Annotated in this window: 14 protein-coding genes; 8 read left to right on the forward strand and 6 right to left on the reverse strand. The window is 71.5% G+C overall.

Annotation, left to right across the window (positions count from 1 at the left end):
* Positions 1-14: 14 nt before the first annotated feature.
* Entirely contained in the window at positions 15-1,334 is a 1,320-nt protein-coding gene (locus AB0I21_RS13320; protein ID WP_360560891.1) for a HAMP domain-containing sensor histidine kinase, read from the reverse strand.
* Positions 1,331-2,044, reverse strand: a complete 714-nt coding sequence (locus AB0I21_RS13325; protein WP_360560893.1) for a response regulator transcription factor — start codon at positions 2,042-2,044, stop codon at positions 1,331-1,333. The genes AB0I21_RS13320 and AB0I21_RS13325 overlap by 4 nt, the downstream gene beginning before the upstream one ends.
* Before the next feature lie 59 nt (positions 2,045-2,103).
* On the opposite strand from AB0I21_RS13325, the gene AB0I21_RS13330 reads away from it, so the two are divergent.
* The 5 genes from AB0I21_RS13330 to AB0I21_RS13350 all read left to right on the forward strand — a co-directional run bounded on the left by AB0I21_RS13330 (position 2,104) and on the right by AB0I21_RS13350 (position 6,003).
* Positions 2,104-2,697: a DNA mismatch repair protein MutL gene (locus tag AB0I21_RS13330; RefSeq protein ID WP_360560895.1), complete on the forward strand. Its 594-nt coding sequence runs from the start codon at positions 2,104-2,106 to the stop codon at positions 2,695-2,697.
* A gap of 53 nt (positions 2,698-2,750) precedes the next feature.
* Positions 2,751-3,149 carry an RIP homotypic interaction motif-containing protein gene (locus AB0I21_RS13335; RefSeq protein WP_360560897.1) on the forward strand — a complete coding sequence of 133 codons (399 nt, stop codon included), beginning with the start codon at positions 2,751-2,753 and terminating at the stop codon, positions 3,147-3,149.
* 108 nt (positions 3,150-3,257) lie between these two features.
* Complete coding sequence (locus tag AB0I21_RS13340; protein WP_360560899.1) at positions 3,258-3,482, forward strand: hypothetical protein; 225 nt, start codon at positions 3,258-3,260, stop codon at positions 3,480-3,482.
* On the forward strand, positions 3,479-4,249 hold the full coding sequence (locus AB0I21_RS13345) for a DUF305 domain-containing protein (protein WP_360560901.1): 771 nt from the start codon (positions 3,479-3,481) through the stop codon (positions 4,247-4,249). Before AB0I21_RS13340 ends, AB0I21_RS13345 begins: the two co-directional genes overlap by 4 nt.
* A gap of 179 nt (positions 4,250-4,428) precedes the next feature.
* Positions 4,429-6,003, forward strand: a complete 1,575-nt coding sequence (locus AB0I21_RS13350) for a cellulase family glycosylhydrolase (protein WP_360561012.1) — start codon at positions 4,429-4,431, stop codon at positions 6,001-6,003.
* Here AB0I21_RS13350 and AB0I21_RS13355 read toward each other — a convergent pair.
* From AB0I21_RS13355 to AB0I21_RS13370, 4 genes are all read right to left on the reverse strand, one after another.
* Positions 5,934-6,266, reverse strand: a complete 333-nt coding sequence (locus AB0I21_RS13355; RefSeq protein ID WP_360560903.1) for a hypothetical protein — start codon at positions 6,264-6,266, stop codon at positions 5,934-5,936. The genes AB0I21_RS13350 and AB0I21_RS13355 overlap by 70 nt on opposite strands.
* A gap of 81 nt (positions 6,267-6,347) precedes the next feature.
* Positions 6,348-7,331, reverse strand: coding sequence for an SDR family oxidoreductase (locus tag AB0I21_RS13360; protein ID WP_360560905.1), 984 nt, complete (start codon positions 7,329-7,331; stop codon positions 6,348-6,350).
* Between the two features lie 2 nt (positions 7,332-7,333).
* Positions 7,334-7,771 (reverse strand): cold shock domain-containing protein, encoded by a 438-nt coding sequence (locus AB0I21_RS13365; protein WP_344504391.1) that lies wholly within the window; start codon positions 7,769-7,771, stop codon positions 7,334-7,336.
* A 48-nt stretch (positions 7,772-7,819) separates the two neighbouring features.
* Entirely contained in the window at positions 7,820-9,160 is a 1,341-nt protein-coding gene (locus tag AB0I21_RS13370; RefSeq protein WP_360560907.1) for an AMP-binding protein, read from the reverse strand.
* A 226-nt stretch (positions 9,161-9,386) separates the two neighbouring features.
* On the opposite strand from AB0I21_RS13370, the gene chvE reads away from it, so the two are divergent.
* The 3 genes from chvE to mmsB are packed head-to-tail and all read left to right on the forward strand — an operon-like array spanning position 9,387 to position 13,296.
* A complete protein-coding gene (gene chvE, locus AB0I21_RS13375; RefSeq protein WP_360560909.1) occupies positions 9,387-10,517 on the forward strand; it encodes a multiple monosaccharide ABC transporter substrate-binding protein in 1,131 nt (376 codons plus the stop codon).
* 35 nt (positions 10,518-10,552) lie between these two features.
* Complete coding sequence (mmsA, locus tag AB0I21_RS13380) at positions 10,553-12,082, forward strand: multiple monosaccharide ABC transporter ATP-binding protein (RefSeq protein ID WP_360560911.1); 1,530 nt, start codon at positions 10,553-10,555, stop codon at positions 12,080-12,082.
* Positions 12,079-13,296: a multiple monosaccharide ABC transporter permease gene (mmsB, locus tag AB0I21_RS13385; protein WP_360560913.1), complete on the forward strand. Its 1,218-nt coding sequence runs from the start codon at positions 12,079-12,081 to the stop codon at positions 13,294-13,296. Before mmsA ends, mmsB begins: the two co-directional genes overlap by 4 nt.
* Positions 13,297-13,310: the final 14 nt, after the last annotated feature.

Below are 13,310 nucleotides of genomic sequence, written 5' to 3' on the forward strand. Positions count from 1 at the left end.
CCGCCGATGACGCGTCAGCGGACGACGCGGCGCTGGGGGCGGGGTGGCGGGGCCGTGAGGGCGACCGGCTCCAGGACGACCGCGACGCGGGCACCGCGCAGCGGGCTGCGCTCGACGACGAGACGGCCGCCGGCGGTTTCCGCGACGCGGCGGACGATGTCCAGGCCCAGCCCGGTGGAGCCGGCGCCGCTGGAGCCGCGGCGCAGGGCGCGCGCCGGGTCGGCGATGCCGGGGCCGGCGTCGTCGACGACGAGGCCGCGCGGGGAGACGTGGACCTCGAAACCGGTGCCTTCCGGGGTGTGCTGGAAGACGTTGCCGAGCATGCAGTCGACCGCGGAGACCAGGTCGGACTCGGCGACCGGCACCCACACGGGCTCCTGGCCGCCGACGACCCGCCAGGGGCGCTGCTGGTCCTCGGCGAGCACCGACCAGAACGCGAGGCGGTCGGCGACGACCTCGACCAGGTCGGTGCTCTCGGGCACGCGGTCGGCGGCGGACCGGCGGGCGGTCGTGATGATCTGCTCGATCTCGTCGTCGAGGGCGTCGAACGCCTGGCGCATGCGTTCGCCGATCGGGCCCGGCGGCATCGCGTCGGCGTCCAGGCGCAGCGCCGTCAGCGGGGTGCGGAGGCGGTGGGAGAGGTCGGCGGCGAGCTCGCGTTCGGCGTCGGCGAAGGCGACCATCTGGTCCGCCATGCGGTTGAAGCTGCGCGCCGCGTCCCGTAGCTCGGGCGGGCCGTCCGGCTCGACGCGGGCGTGCAGGTCGCCGTCGCCGAAGGCCCGGGCGCCGTCCGCGAGGCGCTTGGTGGAGCGCACGATCTGCGCGCCGAGCCGGTCCGCGACCAGGATCGAGCCGCCGATGAGGACGACCGCGAGGCCGGCGAGGGCCAGCCAGGCGGCGCCGACACCGCGGCCGAGGTCGGCGTCGGACACGTACACCTCGACGACCGCGGTCCGGTCGCCGTCCAGCACGACCGTCTGGAGGTAGGCGACGCCGCCGGGCGCGTCGACGGTCAGCGACCTGCCCTGCGTGGCGGCGCGGTCCACCTCCGCGACGGCGGCGTGGCTGGTGCCGACCGTCGGCTCCCCGAGCAGGTGCACGGCGAGCCGACCGCTCTGCCCGGCCGGCACCGTGGCGACGGCGCGGTCGAGGGCGCCGGATCCGTTGCCGGACGTGGACGCGAGGGCGGCGACCATCGCGTCGGCCTGGTAGCGGGCCTCGGCCAGGGCACGGTCGTGGGCGATCTCCTTGGTGACGTAGGCGAGGGGCACCAGGAAGGCCAGCGCGATCATCGAGGTGATCGCGAACGAGAGGCGCATGAGCGCGTTTCTCATGGCTGTGCGGGTGCCTGGTCCGGGTCGACGAGCATGACCCCGACCCCGCGGAACGTGCGCAGATACCGCGGCTGGGTCGCGCTCTCGCCGAGCTTGCGGCGCAGCCAGGACACGTGCACGTCGATCGTCTGGTCCTCGCCGGAGCTGTCGGGCCGCTGCCACACCTCGGTCAGCAGCTCCCGCCGGCTCACCACCCGGCCGGACCGCTGGGCGAGGTACGCCAGCAGATCGAACTCCTTCTTCGTCAGCTGCAGCGGCTGGCCGCCGATGGACGCGAACCGCTGCTGCGGGTTGACGTGCAGCGCGCCGATCGTCACGCCGGCCGGCACGGCGGCGGGTCCGGGGGTGCCCTGCCCGCGGCGCAGGACCGCGTTGATCCGCGCCGACATCTGGGCGCTGGAGAACGGCTTTGTCACGTAGTCGTCGGCGCCGGCGTCGAGCAGCCGGATGATGTCGCGCTCCGAGCGCCGGGCGGTGGCGACGATGACCGGCGCGTTGGAGATGCCGCGCAGCATCCGCAGCACGTCGAGCCCGTCCATGTCCGGCAGCCCGAGATCGAGGATGACCAGGTCGGGCGGGTCGGTCGCGATGACCCGCAGCGCGGACCCGGCGTTGCCGACCGGACGCACCACGTGACCGGCGTCGGTCAACGCCCTGGACAGGGCGCCGGACACGGCGACGTCGTCCTCGACGAGCAGGATCAGCGGCATGGCAACACGGTAACCGCCGGGTTTGCCATGTGGAGCGGGGTGGGTGAGAAGATCTGCCGGTGCGGGTCAGACGTGCGGCGGTGCCGGTGCTGCTGTGGTGCCTGGCGACCACGGCGAGTATCGGCGTCGCGTCGCTGGCGCTGCGCCCCGTGCTGCGCACGGCCGTGCCGTCCGACTCGCTGCCCATGCCGGCCGCGGAGGCGCGCGGGCCGGGCGACCTGATCCCGCAGCCCGGCCTGCCGCCGGTCACCACGCCGGTGTCCCCGCCCGCGGCCGCCGGGACCACGCCGCAGGCGCCGACCTCGGCGGTGCCGCGCACGTCGGCGGCCGCCACCCCGACCGCGAAGGTCACCACCGCCGCGCCCGCCCGCGTCGTCGACGGCTGGACCGTGACGACCGGTTCCGACGGCGTCGACACGTACCTGCGCTCGTTCCGGTCCGAGGGCGGCGACGCGGTCATCCGCATCCGCGACGGTGCCGTCTCCGTCGTCACGGCCACGCCCCGCGACGGGTATTCCGTGTCGCGCGGGCAGACCGAGCCGAGCCGGCTGGTCGTGCAGTTCATCTCCGCCGGTGGCGACGCCGCCTACCTCGTCGACGCGATGTGGTGGCAGGGCGCCCCGCACGGCACCGTCACCCGCATCGGGACCTGACCGCCTCGACCGGGCGGTGCTACACAGGCGGTGACGTTTCCCGGGAGGTTGTCATGATCGATGTCGGCGAGGTCACCAGCGCGGTCGTGCCGTTCGTTTCCGCGGCGGTCGGCGCGTACGGCACGGCCGTCGTCCAACGCGTCGTCGACCAGGCAGGCGACGCCACCGCCGAGGCGGGTCTGGGCGTCGGCCGGCGCGTCCTGCGGCGGCTGTTCCGGTCGGGCCGCGGCCAGCAGATCGAGGAGGCGGTCGCGGACCTCGGCACCGCGCCCGACGACGAGGACCTCACCGACCTCGTGCGGGCGCAGGTGCGCGCCGCGCTCGCGAGGGACCCGGAGCTGGCGGCGGAGATCGCCGCGATGCTGCCCGGCGGCCCCGGCGTCACCATCACGAACTCCAGCGGTGTCCAGGTCGGCGAACACAACGTGCAGACCAACCACTTCGGTGCGTGATCTGCCGGAAAACTGTTATCGGCGGCCCCGGAAAACGTCGGAGCGATCAGGGCAAATCTTAAAGTTCGTCTAATGCTCTCCGCAGGTCCGGGCGCTTACCGTCGATGCGTGACCACCGCCCGGACGGTCGTGGGACCGCCACCCGCCACCATGCCGCCGCTCGCCCACCGGGCCCGCGGCGGGGGCGTCGTGTCCACGGGTCTGCCGGGGATGCGCCCGCACCCCGCAGGCCACACCGCGGCTGCGTTCAGCGCCGCGGCGCCGTCGGCCGGGGCCGCCACCCCGACCGCGGCGGACCTCCCTCCCCGCCGCGGCGGGGGTGGCGGCCGGTGACGTCGAACCAGCCCGCCGAGGCGCCGCAGGCGGAAGCACCGGCCACCGAGGCGCCGGCTGAGGAGGCCGCGGCGACGGAGGCCTCGGAAGCCCCGAAGGCTTCTGCGAGCGCGGACTCCACCGGTACCGCGGAAGCAGCGGAAATCGAGGCGGTCGACGAGACGGTCGATGAGGCGGGGGAACGCGGGCGGGACGGCTGGCGCAGGGTCGGGGCGGTCCTGATCGTGCTGGTCGCCGCGTTCGCCGTCGTGGTCCTCTGGGCGCGGCCCGCGCACGAGCCGACGGCCCCCACGGCGCAGCGCAGCACCGCGCCCGTCGCGGTGACGTCGCTGAACCCGACGGACATCGCATACCTGCAGCTGATGATCTCCCTGAACACCAGCGCCGGGCAGCTGTTCGACCTCATCGTCACCGGCGGCGACCCGGCGCTCACGCCGATCGCCCGCTCCGCCGCCGACGGTCACCGGACCGAGCTCGCCGCGCTGCGCAAGGCCCTCGCGGACGGTGGCGCCGTCGAGGACTCCAGCATCCACGCCGGGCACGACCTGCCCGGGATGGTCGTCGACGCCGACATGGCGGCGATCCGCGCCGTGCCCGCCGCGCAGCAGCCGGCGAAGGCCCTCGAGGTGCTCCGCGACCACCTGACCGGCACCACGGCGCTGTGCGGGTCGGAGGCGAAGAACGGTGCCGACCCCGCCACCAAGGCCGCCGCCCAGCAGGTCCTGGACGCGCACAGCAAGCTGCTGGCGCAGCTTCCCACGATGTAACTTTCGCCCTTCACGCCCGGCTGACCTGCGGTTTTGCTCGTACCGTGGCGGCGGCGACGACACGTGCGATCGCCCGCTCCTAGCGTCGGCCTGCCACTGCCACGACTCCCGTCCCGGTGGCAGTTTCGACTGAGGAGGGTGTGGTGAAAAGACTCTGGGCCGCCGTCGCGGCCAGCAGCCTGGCCGTCGTCGGCGCGGTCGCCGTCATCGGGCTCAACAGCACGGCGTCGGCGGCTGTGGGCGGCACCGGCACGGGCTACCTGAGCACGCGCGGCAACCAGATCATCGACGCCGGCGGCAACCCGGTGCGCCTGACCGGCATCAACTGGTTCGGCATGGAGACCGACAACAAGACGTTCCACGGCCTGTGGGCCCGCCCGTGGCGCGACCACATCGACCAGATGGCGAGCCTCGGTTACAACACGCTGCGGGTGCCCTTCTCCGAGGACGCCCTGAAGCCCGGCGCGGCCGCCAACAGCGTCGACGGCTACACCAACCCCGACCTGCAGGGCCTGACCCCGCTGCAGATCCTCGACAAGGTCGTCGCCTATGCCGGCACGAAGGGCATGCGCATCCTGCTGGACCGGCACCGCCCGACCAGCGCCGGTCAGAGCGCTCTCTGGTACGTGTCGGCGACGCCGGAGTCGACCTGGATCAGCAACTGGCGGATGCTCGCCCAGCACTACGCGAACAACCCGACCGTCGTCGGCGCGGACCTGCACAACGAGCCGCACGCGGACGGCACGGACCCGAACGGCACCGGGTCGTGCTGGGGCTGCGGTGACGTGAACCGGGACTGGCGCCTGGCCGCCGAGCGCGCCGGCAACGCCATCCTGGAGGTCAACCCCAACTGGCTCATCGTCGTGGAGGGCGTCAGCTGCCCCAGCGGCGGCAACGCCAACGCGTGGGACAACATCCCCGACGAGCCGTGCGGCTGGTGGGGCGGCAACCTGTCGAAGGCCGGCCAGTTCCCGGTCCGGCTCAACAAGGCCAACAAGCTCGTCTACTCCGCGCACGAGTACGGCAACTCCGTCTACCACCAGGCGTGGTTCGACGACCCGGCGTTCCCGAACAACCTCCCCGCCATCTGGGACCAGTTCTGGGGCTACCTGGAGAAGCAGAACATCGCGCCGGTGCTCGTCGGCGAGTTCGGCTCGACGCTGCAGAGCCCGCAGGACGTGCTGTGGCTGAAGAAGCTCATGGAGTACATGGGCACCGGCGTCACCGGCATGGACTTCACCTACTGGTCCTGGAACCCCAACTCCGGCGACACGGGCGGCATCGTCGGCGACGACTGGAAGACGGTCAACCAGCAGAAGCAGTCGATCCTGCAGCCGTACCTCATCCCGCCCGTCGGCGGCACGAACCCGACCGGCTCGGTCTCGCCGTCGCGCTCGGTCTCGCCGTCGGTCTCGACGTCGCCGTCCGGAAACACGGGCACCGGCTCCTGCACCGCCACCGTCCGCATCGACAACGCGTGGCAGGGCGGCTACCAGGCGGCCATCACGGTGAAGAACACCGGCAGCGCCGCGGTCAACCCGTTCTCGATCACGTGGACGGTCCCGTCGGGCGTGACCCTCGGCAGCGGCTGGAACGCCACGGTGACCCAGTCGGGCACCACGTTCACCGCCGCCGGCCCCACCTGGGCCCCGTCCCTCGCCGCGGGCGCGTCGGTGTCGGTCGGCTACACCGCCAACGGCCCCTCCACCCCCGCCCCGAGCAACGTCAAGCTCAACGGCGTGACCTGCTCCTGACGCTGTACTGACCCCGCCGCGCCGGTCTTGGTCCCAGGACCGGCGCGGCGGCTCAGGGATGGTGTCTGGTCCAGCGCCACAGGGATCTCGTGGTCGAGCCGGCCGAACTCGGTCATGGCGGCGCAGGCGACCGCGCTCACCACCGCGACGTAGACCGCCACGGCCTTGCGGAGCCGGCCCGGGTGCGTCGCGGACGGGTGCGGTCTGCGGGCGAACCGCGCCCACCGCTCCGCCTCGTCGTCCCCCGCCGGGTCCTGGCTCATGACCTGTCCTCGCGCTGATCTCCCGGACCCAGTGTGCCGCCCCGGCTTCCGGGCCGCGCACAAGTCCGGCCAATCGGCGACTCAGGCGGGACGGTAGCGGGCGGCCAGGTCGTCCATGAGCTTGTCGAGGCGGTCGTCGACGGTCTGGCGGGACGGGTCCTCGTCGAACCAGGCCACGATCTCGCGCGCGCCCACGTGGAAGGGGACGGTGGCGACGTAGTCGGGGACCAGGGCGCGCAGCTTGCTGTTGTCGAAGACCATCGAGTGGGCCTTGTCGCCGAGGAGGCCGGCGCCCCAGTCCGGGTCGGCGGCGGCGATCGCGTCCGACGGGACGTGGACGAGCTTGGCGGTGACGCCGAGCGCGGCGGCCATGTGTTCGGCGATCTGGTTCCAGGTGAGGACGTCGTCGCTGGTGATGTGGAAGACGTCGCCGATGGCGCGGGGGTGGCCGAGCAGCGGGACGAAGCCCCGGGCGAAGTCGGTGTGGTGCGTGAGGGTCCACAGGGACGTGCCGTCGCCGTGGATGACGACCTCGCGGCCGGCGCGCATGCGGGCGGGTGCGGTCCAGCCGCCGTCGAAGGGCACGAGGGTGCGGTCGTACGTGTGGGAGGGGCGCACGATGGTCGCGGGGAACCCGGACTCGCGGTACTCCCGCACGAGGAGGTCCTCGCAGGCGATCTTGTCCCGGCTGTACTGCCAGAAGGGGTTGCGCAGCGGGGACGACTCCACGACGGGCAGCCGGGCCGGCGGGGTCTGGTAGGCCGACGCGGAGCTGATGAAGACATACTGACCGGTCCGGCCGCGGAACAGCTCGACGTCGGTGCGCACGTGCTCCGGCGTGAACGCGACCCAGTCCACCACCGCGTCGAAGGTCAGGCCGTCGAGCGCGGCGCGGGCGGACAGCGGGTCCCGGATGTCGCCGCGCAGGACCGTGACGCCGGGCGGGAGCGGCCGGGTCGTGCTGGTGCCGCGGTTCAGCACGTACAGGTCGATGCCGCGGGAGACGGCCAGGTCGGTGCAGGCGGAGCTGATGATGCCGCTGCCGCCGATGAAGAGGACCCTCATCCTCAGCTCTCCACCCAGCCGTGGGTCCGCGCGAAGCTGACCAGATGCTGGCGCGCCTGCGAGATCTGGCTGCCGGTGAGCGACGGGACGTGCTGGATGAGCAGCTCGGTCACCTCGGCGGAGAACTCGCGGCTGCTGAGCACGTCGCACAGGCCGTCGTCGTCGCCGGGCTCGGCGTCCTCGTCGTCATGGTGCACGGGCCGCGACGGCCGGGCGTGCTCGCGGCGCGCGGGCGCGTCGAGGATGCGCACGGTGGCGACCTTCAGGCCCCGCTCGCCCTCCTCGACCTCGTATTCGACGCGCATCCCCGGATGCACGAGGTGCCGCTGCTCGCCGAAGTCGTTGGCGTGGACGAACACGTCCTCGCCGCCCGCGTTGGGGGCGATGAACCCGTAACCACGCACCTCGTCGAACCGCAGAATTCTGCCTGTCTCCACCACGACCACCACCAGCCATCGAGCCGGCCCGCGTCCGCTGGGTCCGGCACATCAGAGCATAGGACCACCGAGGCGCTTCTTCTGCACCTTGCCCATGGCGTTGCGTGGTAGCGCCTCGACCAGGTGCACCACGCGCGGCCGCTTGTGCACGGAGAGTTGCCTGGCGACGAAGTCGACGAGGTCATCCGCGCCCAGCGCCGCGCCGGGGGCGACGACGACGTACGCGGTGACCGCCTCGCCGAGGTCGGCGTGCGGGGTGCCGATCACGGCCGCCTCGCGGACCGCGGGGTGCGCCAGCAGGGCGTCCTCGACCTCGCCGGCGCCGATGCGGTAGCCGCCGGACTTGATGAGGTCGGTGGAGGCGCGGCCGACGATCCGGTGCCGGCCGTCGGGGCTCCAGCGGGCGATGTCGCCGGTGCGAAACCAGCCGTCCACCAGGTCGGCGGGCTGGTGGACGTACCGCCGCAGCAGCATGGGTCCGCGCACCCACAGCTCCCCGATGTCGCCGTCGGACGCCTCGACGCGGGTCTCGACGCCGCGCACGGGGACGCCGACGTCCCCCGGGAAGCGGGCGCCGTCGAAGCGGCTGCTGATCGTGATCAGGGTTTCGGTCATGCCGTACCGCTCGACCGGTGCGTGGCCGGTCAGCGCGCGCAGGCGCTCGAAGACCGGCACGGGGAGGGCGGCGCTGCCGGAGACGAGCAGCCGCGCGCGGGACAGCGCCCGGGCCGCGGCGGGCTGCGCGCAGATCCGCGACCACACGGTCGGCACGCCGAAGTAGAGGGTCCCACCGGCGGCGGCATACCGCTCAGGTTGCGGTTTCCGCGTGTGTACGAGCGGAGAACCGGCCCGCAGCGCACCGAGCACCCCGAGCACCAGACCGTGCACGTGGAACAGCGGCAGTCCGTGCACGAGCCGGTCGTCCGGCGTCCAGTCCCACGCGTCGGCGACGGCGTCCACGCCGGCCTCGAGCGACGCGTGCGTGTGCACGACGCCCTTGGGCGCGCCGGTGGTGCCGGAGGTGTACATGATGAGCGCCGGGGCCTCGGGCGCCGGCGTGGGCAGGCTGACCGACGAGCGCCGGGTGACGTCGACGGTGTCCAGGACGACCGAGGCCCCCGAGTCGTCGAGGATGTGCGAGCGCTCGGCCGGGCCGGCGTCGGACGGCACGGGCACGACGGCGGCGCCGGCGAGGAGCCCGCCGACGACCGCGACGACCGTCTCCAGGGACGGGGTCGCGTCGACGGCGACGGTGGCCGCGCCGTGCACGTCCGCGGCGACCGCGAGGGCCGCGCCGAGCAGGGCCTCGGAGGACAGGGTCCGGCCGTCGACGGTCACCGCGTCGGGCCGGTCGGCGGATCCCGGGCCGGTGGTGCCGGCGAGCAGGCGCATGACGACCATCCTCCCATTTCGTGATCCGATGGTGTCTTGACACCTTCATTTGTGAGCGTTAACACTGTGCCGAGCAACACCCCCGCCACGGGCTTGAAACGTTTCCCGGCTTTCAAGTCCTCCCATGACCAAGACACCCACAGATTCCTGCCGGCACCGTTGATAGCGCTCACATGAGCGGGTCACCGGGCGCTGCACCCTGCGTACACCGTGGAGGACACCCCCGATGAAGTTCACCAGAGCACTGGCCGCCGCGGGCCTCAGCCTCGCCGTCGCACTCAGCGTCACGGGCTGCGGCTCCGCCGAGAAGACCGCCGACAAGGAGGCGGGCGCCGCCGCCGGCGCGGGCAGCCTCATCGGCGTCACGATGCCGACGAAGTCCTCCGAGCGGTGGATCGCCGACGGCAACAACGTCAAGGCGGCCCTGGAGAAGCTCGGCTACAAGGTCGACCTGCAGTACGCGGAGAACGACATCCCGACCCAGGTCAACCAGATCGAGAACCAGATCACCAAGGGCGCCAAGCTGCTCATCATCGCCTCGATCGACGGCACCGCCATCACGACCCAGCTGCAGCAGGCCGCGGACAAGAAGATCCCGGTCATCGCGTACGACCGGCTCATCCGCAAGTCCCCGAACGTCGACTACTACGCCACCTTCGACAACTACAAGGTCGGCGTGCAGCAGGCGACGTCGCTGCTGGTCGGCCTCGGCCTGAAGAAGGAGGACGGCAGCGACGGCACCGCGACCGGGCCGTTCAACATCGAGCTGTTCGCGGGCTCGCCCGACGACAACAACGCCACCTTCTTCTTCAACGGCGCGATGGACACGCTCAAGCCGTACATCGACAAGGGCACCCTCGTGGTGAAGTCCGGGCAGACCGACTTCAAGACCGTCGCCATCCTCCGGTGGGACCCCGCCACGGCGCAGAAGCGCATGGAGGACATCATCACCAAGACCTACGTCGGCGGCACCAAGGTCCAGGGCGTGCTGTCCCCGTACGACGGCCTCTCGATCGGCATCCTGTCGGCGCTGAAGAGCAGCGGCTACGGCACCGCCGGCCAGCCCTACCCGATCGTCACCGGCCAGGACGCGGAGAAGGCGTCGGTCAAGTCCATCATCGCCGGTGAGCAGTACGCGACGATCTACAAGGACACCCGCAAGCTCGCCGACGTCACCGTGAAGATGGCCGACGCGGTCCTCAAGGGCGGCAAGCCGGAGACCAACAACACCAAGGACTACGACAACGGCGTGAAGGTCGTCCCGTCGTACCTCCTGGAGCCGGTCATCGTCTACAAGTCGAACTACAGGACGGTCCTCATCGACTCGGGCTACTACACCGAGAGCGACCTCAAGTAGCCATGTCCCAGGCTCAGTCCGACGTAATCCTGCGGATGCGCGGCATCACCAAGACGTTTCCCGGCGTTGCCGCGCTGCAGGATGTGAACCTCGAGGTCCGTCGCGGGGAGATCCACGCGATCTGCGGTGAGAACGGCGCCGGGAAGTCGACCCTTATGAAGGTGCTGTCCGGCGTGTACCCGCACGGCTCGTACACCGGCGACATCGACTTCGACGGGGAGCCCTGCCACTTCGCCGGGATCCGCGACAGCGAGCGGCGCGGGATCGTCATCATCCACCAGGAGCTGGCGCTCATCCCGCACCTGTCGATCGCCGAGAACATCTTCCTCGGCAACGAGCGGGTACGGTCCGGGAAGCGCTGGGGCCTGATCGACTGGAACCGCACGAACGCCGACGCCGGCGCGCTCCTGCGCCGGGTCGGTCTCCGTGACAACCCGGTCACACCGGCGATGGACCTCGGCGTCGGCAAGCAGCAGCTCGTCGAGATCGCCAAGGCGCTGTCCAAGGAAGTCCGGCTGCTGATCCTCGACGAGCCGACCGCGGCGCTCAACGAGTCGGACTCCCGGCACCTGCTGGACCTGCTCCTCGAATTCCGCGAGCGCGGCATCACCTGCGTGATCATCTCGCACAAGCTCAACGAGATCGAGGCGGTCGCCGACACCACCACGATCCTTCGCGACGGCCGCACCATCGAGACCCTCGACATGGACGAGCTGGGCGTGTCGGAGGACCGCATCATCTCCGGCATGGTCGGCCGGGACCTGTCGCACCGCTTCCCACCCAGGATGTCGCACGAGGTGGGCGCCGAGGCGCTGCGCATCGAGGACTGGACCGTGCACAGCCCCACCCAGCACGGGCGGGTCGTCGTCGACCGGGCGTCGTTGTCGGTGCGCCGCGGCGAGATCGTCGGGCTCGCCGGACTCATGGGCGCCGGGCGCACCGAGCTCGCGATGAGCGTCTTCGGGCGCAGCTACGGCACCGGCATCAGCGGCCAGGTGTACAAGGACGGCGTCCCGGTCGAGCTGCGGACCGTCGGCGACGCGATCGCGCACGGCATCGCGTACGCCACCGAGGACCGCAAACGGTACGGCCTCAACCTCATCGAGGACATCCAGCGCAACGTCTCCGGCGCCGCGCTGCCGCGCATCGCCAAGGGCGGCTGGGTCGACGAGAACCGCGAGTTCCGGGTCGCCGAGGACTACCGGCGCAGCCTCAACATCAAGGCGCCCGGCGTCGGCGCCGTCACCGGGACGCTCAGCGGCGGCAACCAGCAGAAGGTCGTGCTCGCCAAATGGATCTTCACGGACCCTGACGTACTGATCCTCGACGAGCCGACCCGCGGCATCGACATCGGCGCCAAGTACGAGATCTACACGATCATCAACCGGCTCGCCGACGAGGGCAAGGCGATCCTGGTCATCTCCTCCGAGCTGCCGGAGCTGCTCGGCATCTGCGACCGCATCTACGCCCTGTCGGCGGGCCGGGTCACCGGCGAACTACCCCGCGCCGACGCGACCCCCGAGCGGCTCATGCAGCTCATGACCAGCTTTAAGGAACGCTCATGACGACCATCGTGGAGGCCGACACGGAGACCGTGGCGCCGACCCGCTTCTCGGTCAACCTGCGCCAGAGCGGCATCTACATCGCGTTCGCCGCGATCGTGGTCCTGTTCGAGGTCCTGACGTCCGGCTCGCTGCTGGAGCCGCAGAACATCTCGAACATCGTCGTGCAGAACTCGTACATCCTGATCCTCGCCATCGGCATGATCCTGATCATCATCGCCGGGCACATCGACCTGTCCGCGGGCTCCGTCGTCGCGGTCACCGGCGCCGTCGCCGCGGTGCTCATGGTCGACCTGGACGTGCCATGGCCCGTCGCGATCCTGGCCACCCTCGCCGTCGGGGCGCTCATCGGCGCCTGGCAGGGGTTCTGGATCGCGTACTTCGGGATCCCGGCGTTCATCGTCACCCTCGCCGGCATGCTCGTCTTCCGGGCGCTCACCATGACCGTCCTGGGCAACCAGGGCATCGGCCCGTTCCCCGACGACGTGCGGACCCTCGCCAACGGCTTCACGCCGGGCTTCCTCGGCAATGCCGATCTGGGTGTCCTGGGCGGCGCGGACCGCTTCACGCTGCTCGTCGGGCTGGCGTCGGTGGCGGGGATCGCGGTCGTGCAGTGGCGGGCCCGCAGCGGCCGCATCGGCTACGGGCAGGCCGTCGACAGCCTTCCCGTGTTCGTCGCGAAGATCGCCGGCGCGTCACTCGTGCTGATGTTCATCATCGTCCAGCTGGCCCGCTTCAAGAACCTGCCGTGGGTGCTGGTCCTGCTCGCCGCGCTCGTCCTGCTGTACACGCTGATCTCCCAGCGCACCGTCTTCGGCCGGCACATCTACGCCGTCGGCGGCAACCTGCAGGCCGCCGGGCTGTCCGGCGTCAAGGTCAAGTCGGTGACCTTCTGGATCTTCGTGAACATGGGGCTGCTCGCCTCGATCGCCGGCATCATCTTCGCCGGCCGCCTCAACCAGGCCGGCCCGACCGCCGGCAACGCGTTCGAGCTGGACGCGATCGCCGCGGCATTCATCGGGGGCGCGGCGGTGCAGGGCGGCGTCGGGAAGGTCGTCGGCGCCATCACCGGCGGCCTCATCATGGCCGTCATCAACAACGGCATGTCCCTCATCGGCTCCCCGAGCGAGCGGGTCATGCTCGTGAAGGGCCTGGTCCTGCTGGCGGCGGTCGCGTTCGACGTCTGGGCGAAGCGCCGGGCGGGCCGCTCCCGCTGAGGTCTCGCTCGTGC

Origin of the sequence: Dactylosporangium sp. NPDC050588 (assembly GCF_040654975.1) — a bacterium.
Taxonomy (GTDB): Bacteria; Actinomycetota; Actinomycetes; order Mycobacteriales; family Micromonosporaceae; genus Dactylosporangium; species Dactylosporangium maewongense.

What these genes read in the sequence shown, in the direction of transcription:
- AB0I21_RS13320 (WP_360560891.1), bottom strand. Translation starts at nt 1,334, where the DNA reads ATGAGAAACGCGCTCATGCGCCTCTCGTTCGCGATCACCTCGATGATC.
- AB0I21_RS13325 (WP_360560893.1), bottom strand. Translation starts at nt 2,044, where the DNA reads ATGCCGCTGATCCTGCTCGTCGAGGACGACGTCGCCGTGTCCGGCGCC.
- AB0I21_RS13335 (WP_360560897.1), top strand. Translation starts at nt 2,751, where the DNA reads ATGATCGATGTCGGCGAGGTCACCAGCGCGGTCGTGCCGTTCGTTTCC.
- AB0I21_RS13355 (WP_360560903.1), bottom strand. Translation starts at nt 6,266, where the DNA reads ATGAGCCAGGACCCGGCGGGGGACGACGAGGCGGAGCGGTGGGCGCGG.
- AB0I21_RS13360 (WP_360560905.1), bottom strand. Translation starts at nt 7,331, where the DNA reads ATGAGGGTCCTCTTCATCGGCGGCAGCGGCATCATCAGCTCCGCCTGC.
- AB0I21_RS13370 (WP_360560907.1), bottom strand. Translation starts at nt 9,160, where the DNA reads ATGCGCCTGCTCGCCGGCACCACCGGCCCGGGATCCGCCGACCGGCCC.
- chvE (WP_360560909.1), top strand. Translation starts at nt 9,387, where the DNA reads ATGAAGTTCACCAGAGCACTGGCCGCCGCGGGCCTCAGCCTCGCCGTC.
- mmsA (WP_360560911.1), top strand. Translation starts at nt 10,553, where the DNA reads ATGCGCGGCATCACCAAGACGTTTCCCGGCGTTGCCGCGCTGCAGGAT.
- mmsB (WP_360560913.1), top strand. Translation starts at nt 12,079, where the DNA reads ATGACGACCATCGTGGAGGCCGACACGGAGACCGTGGCGCCGACCCGC.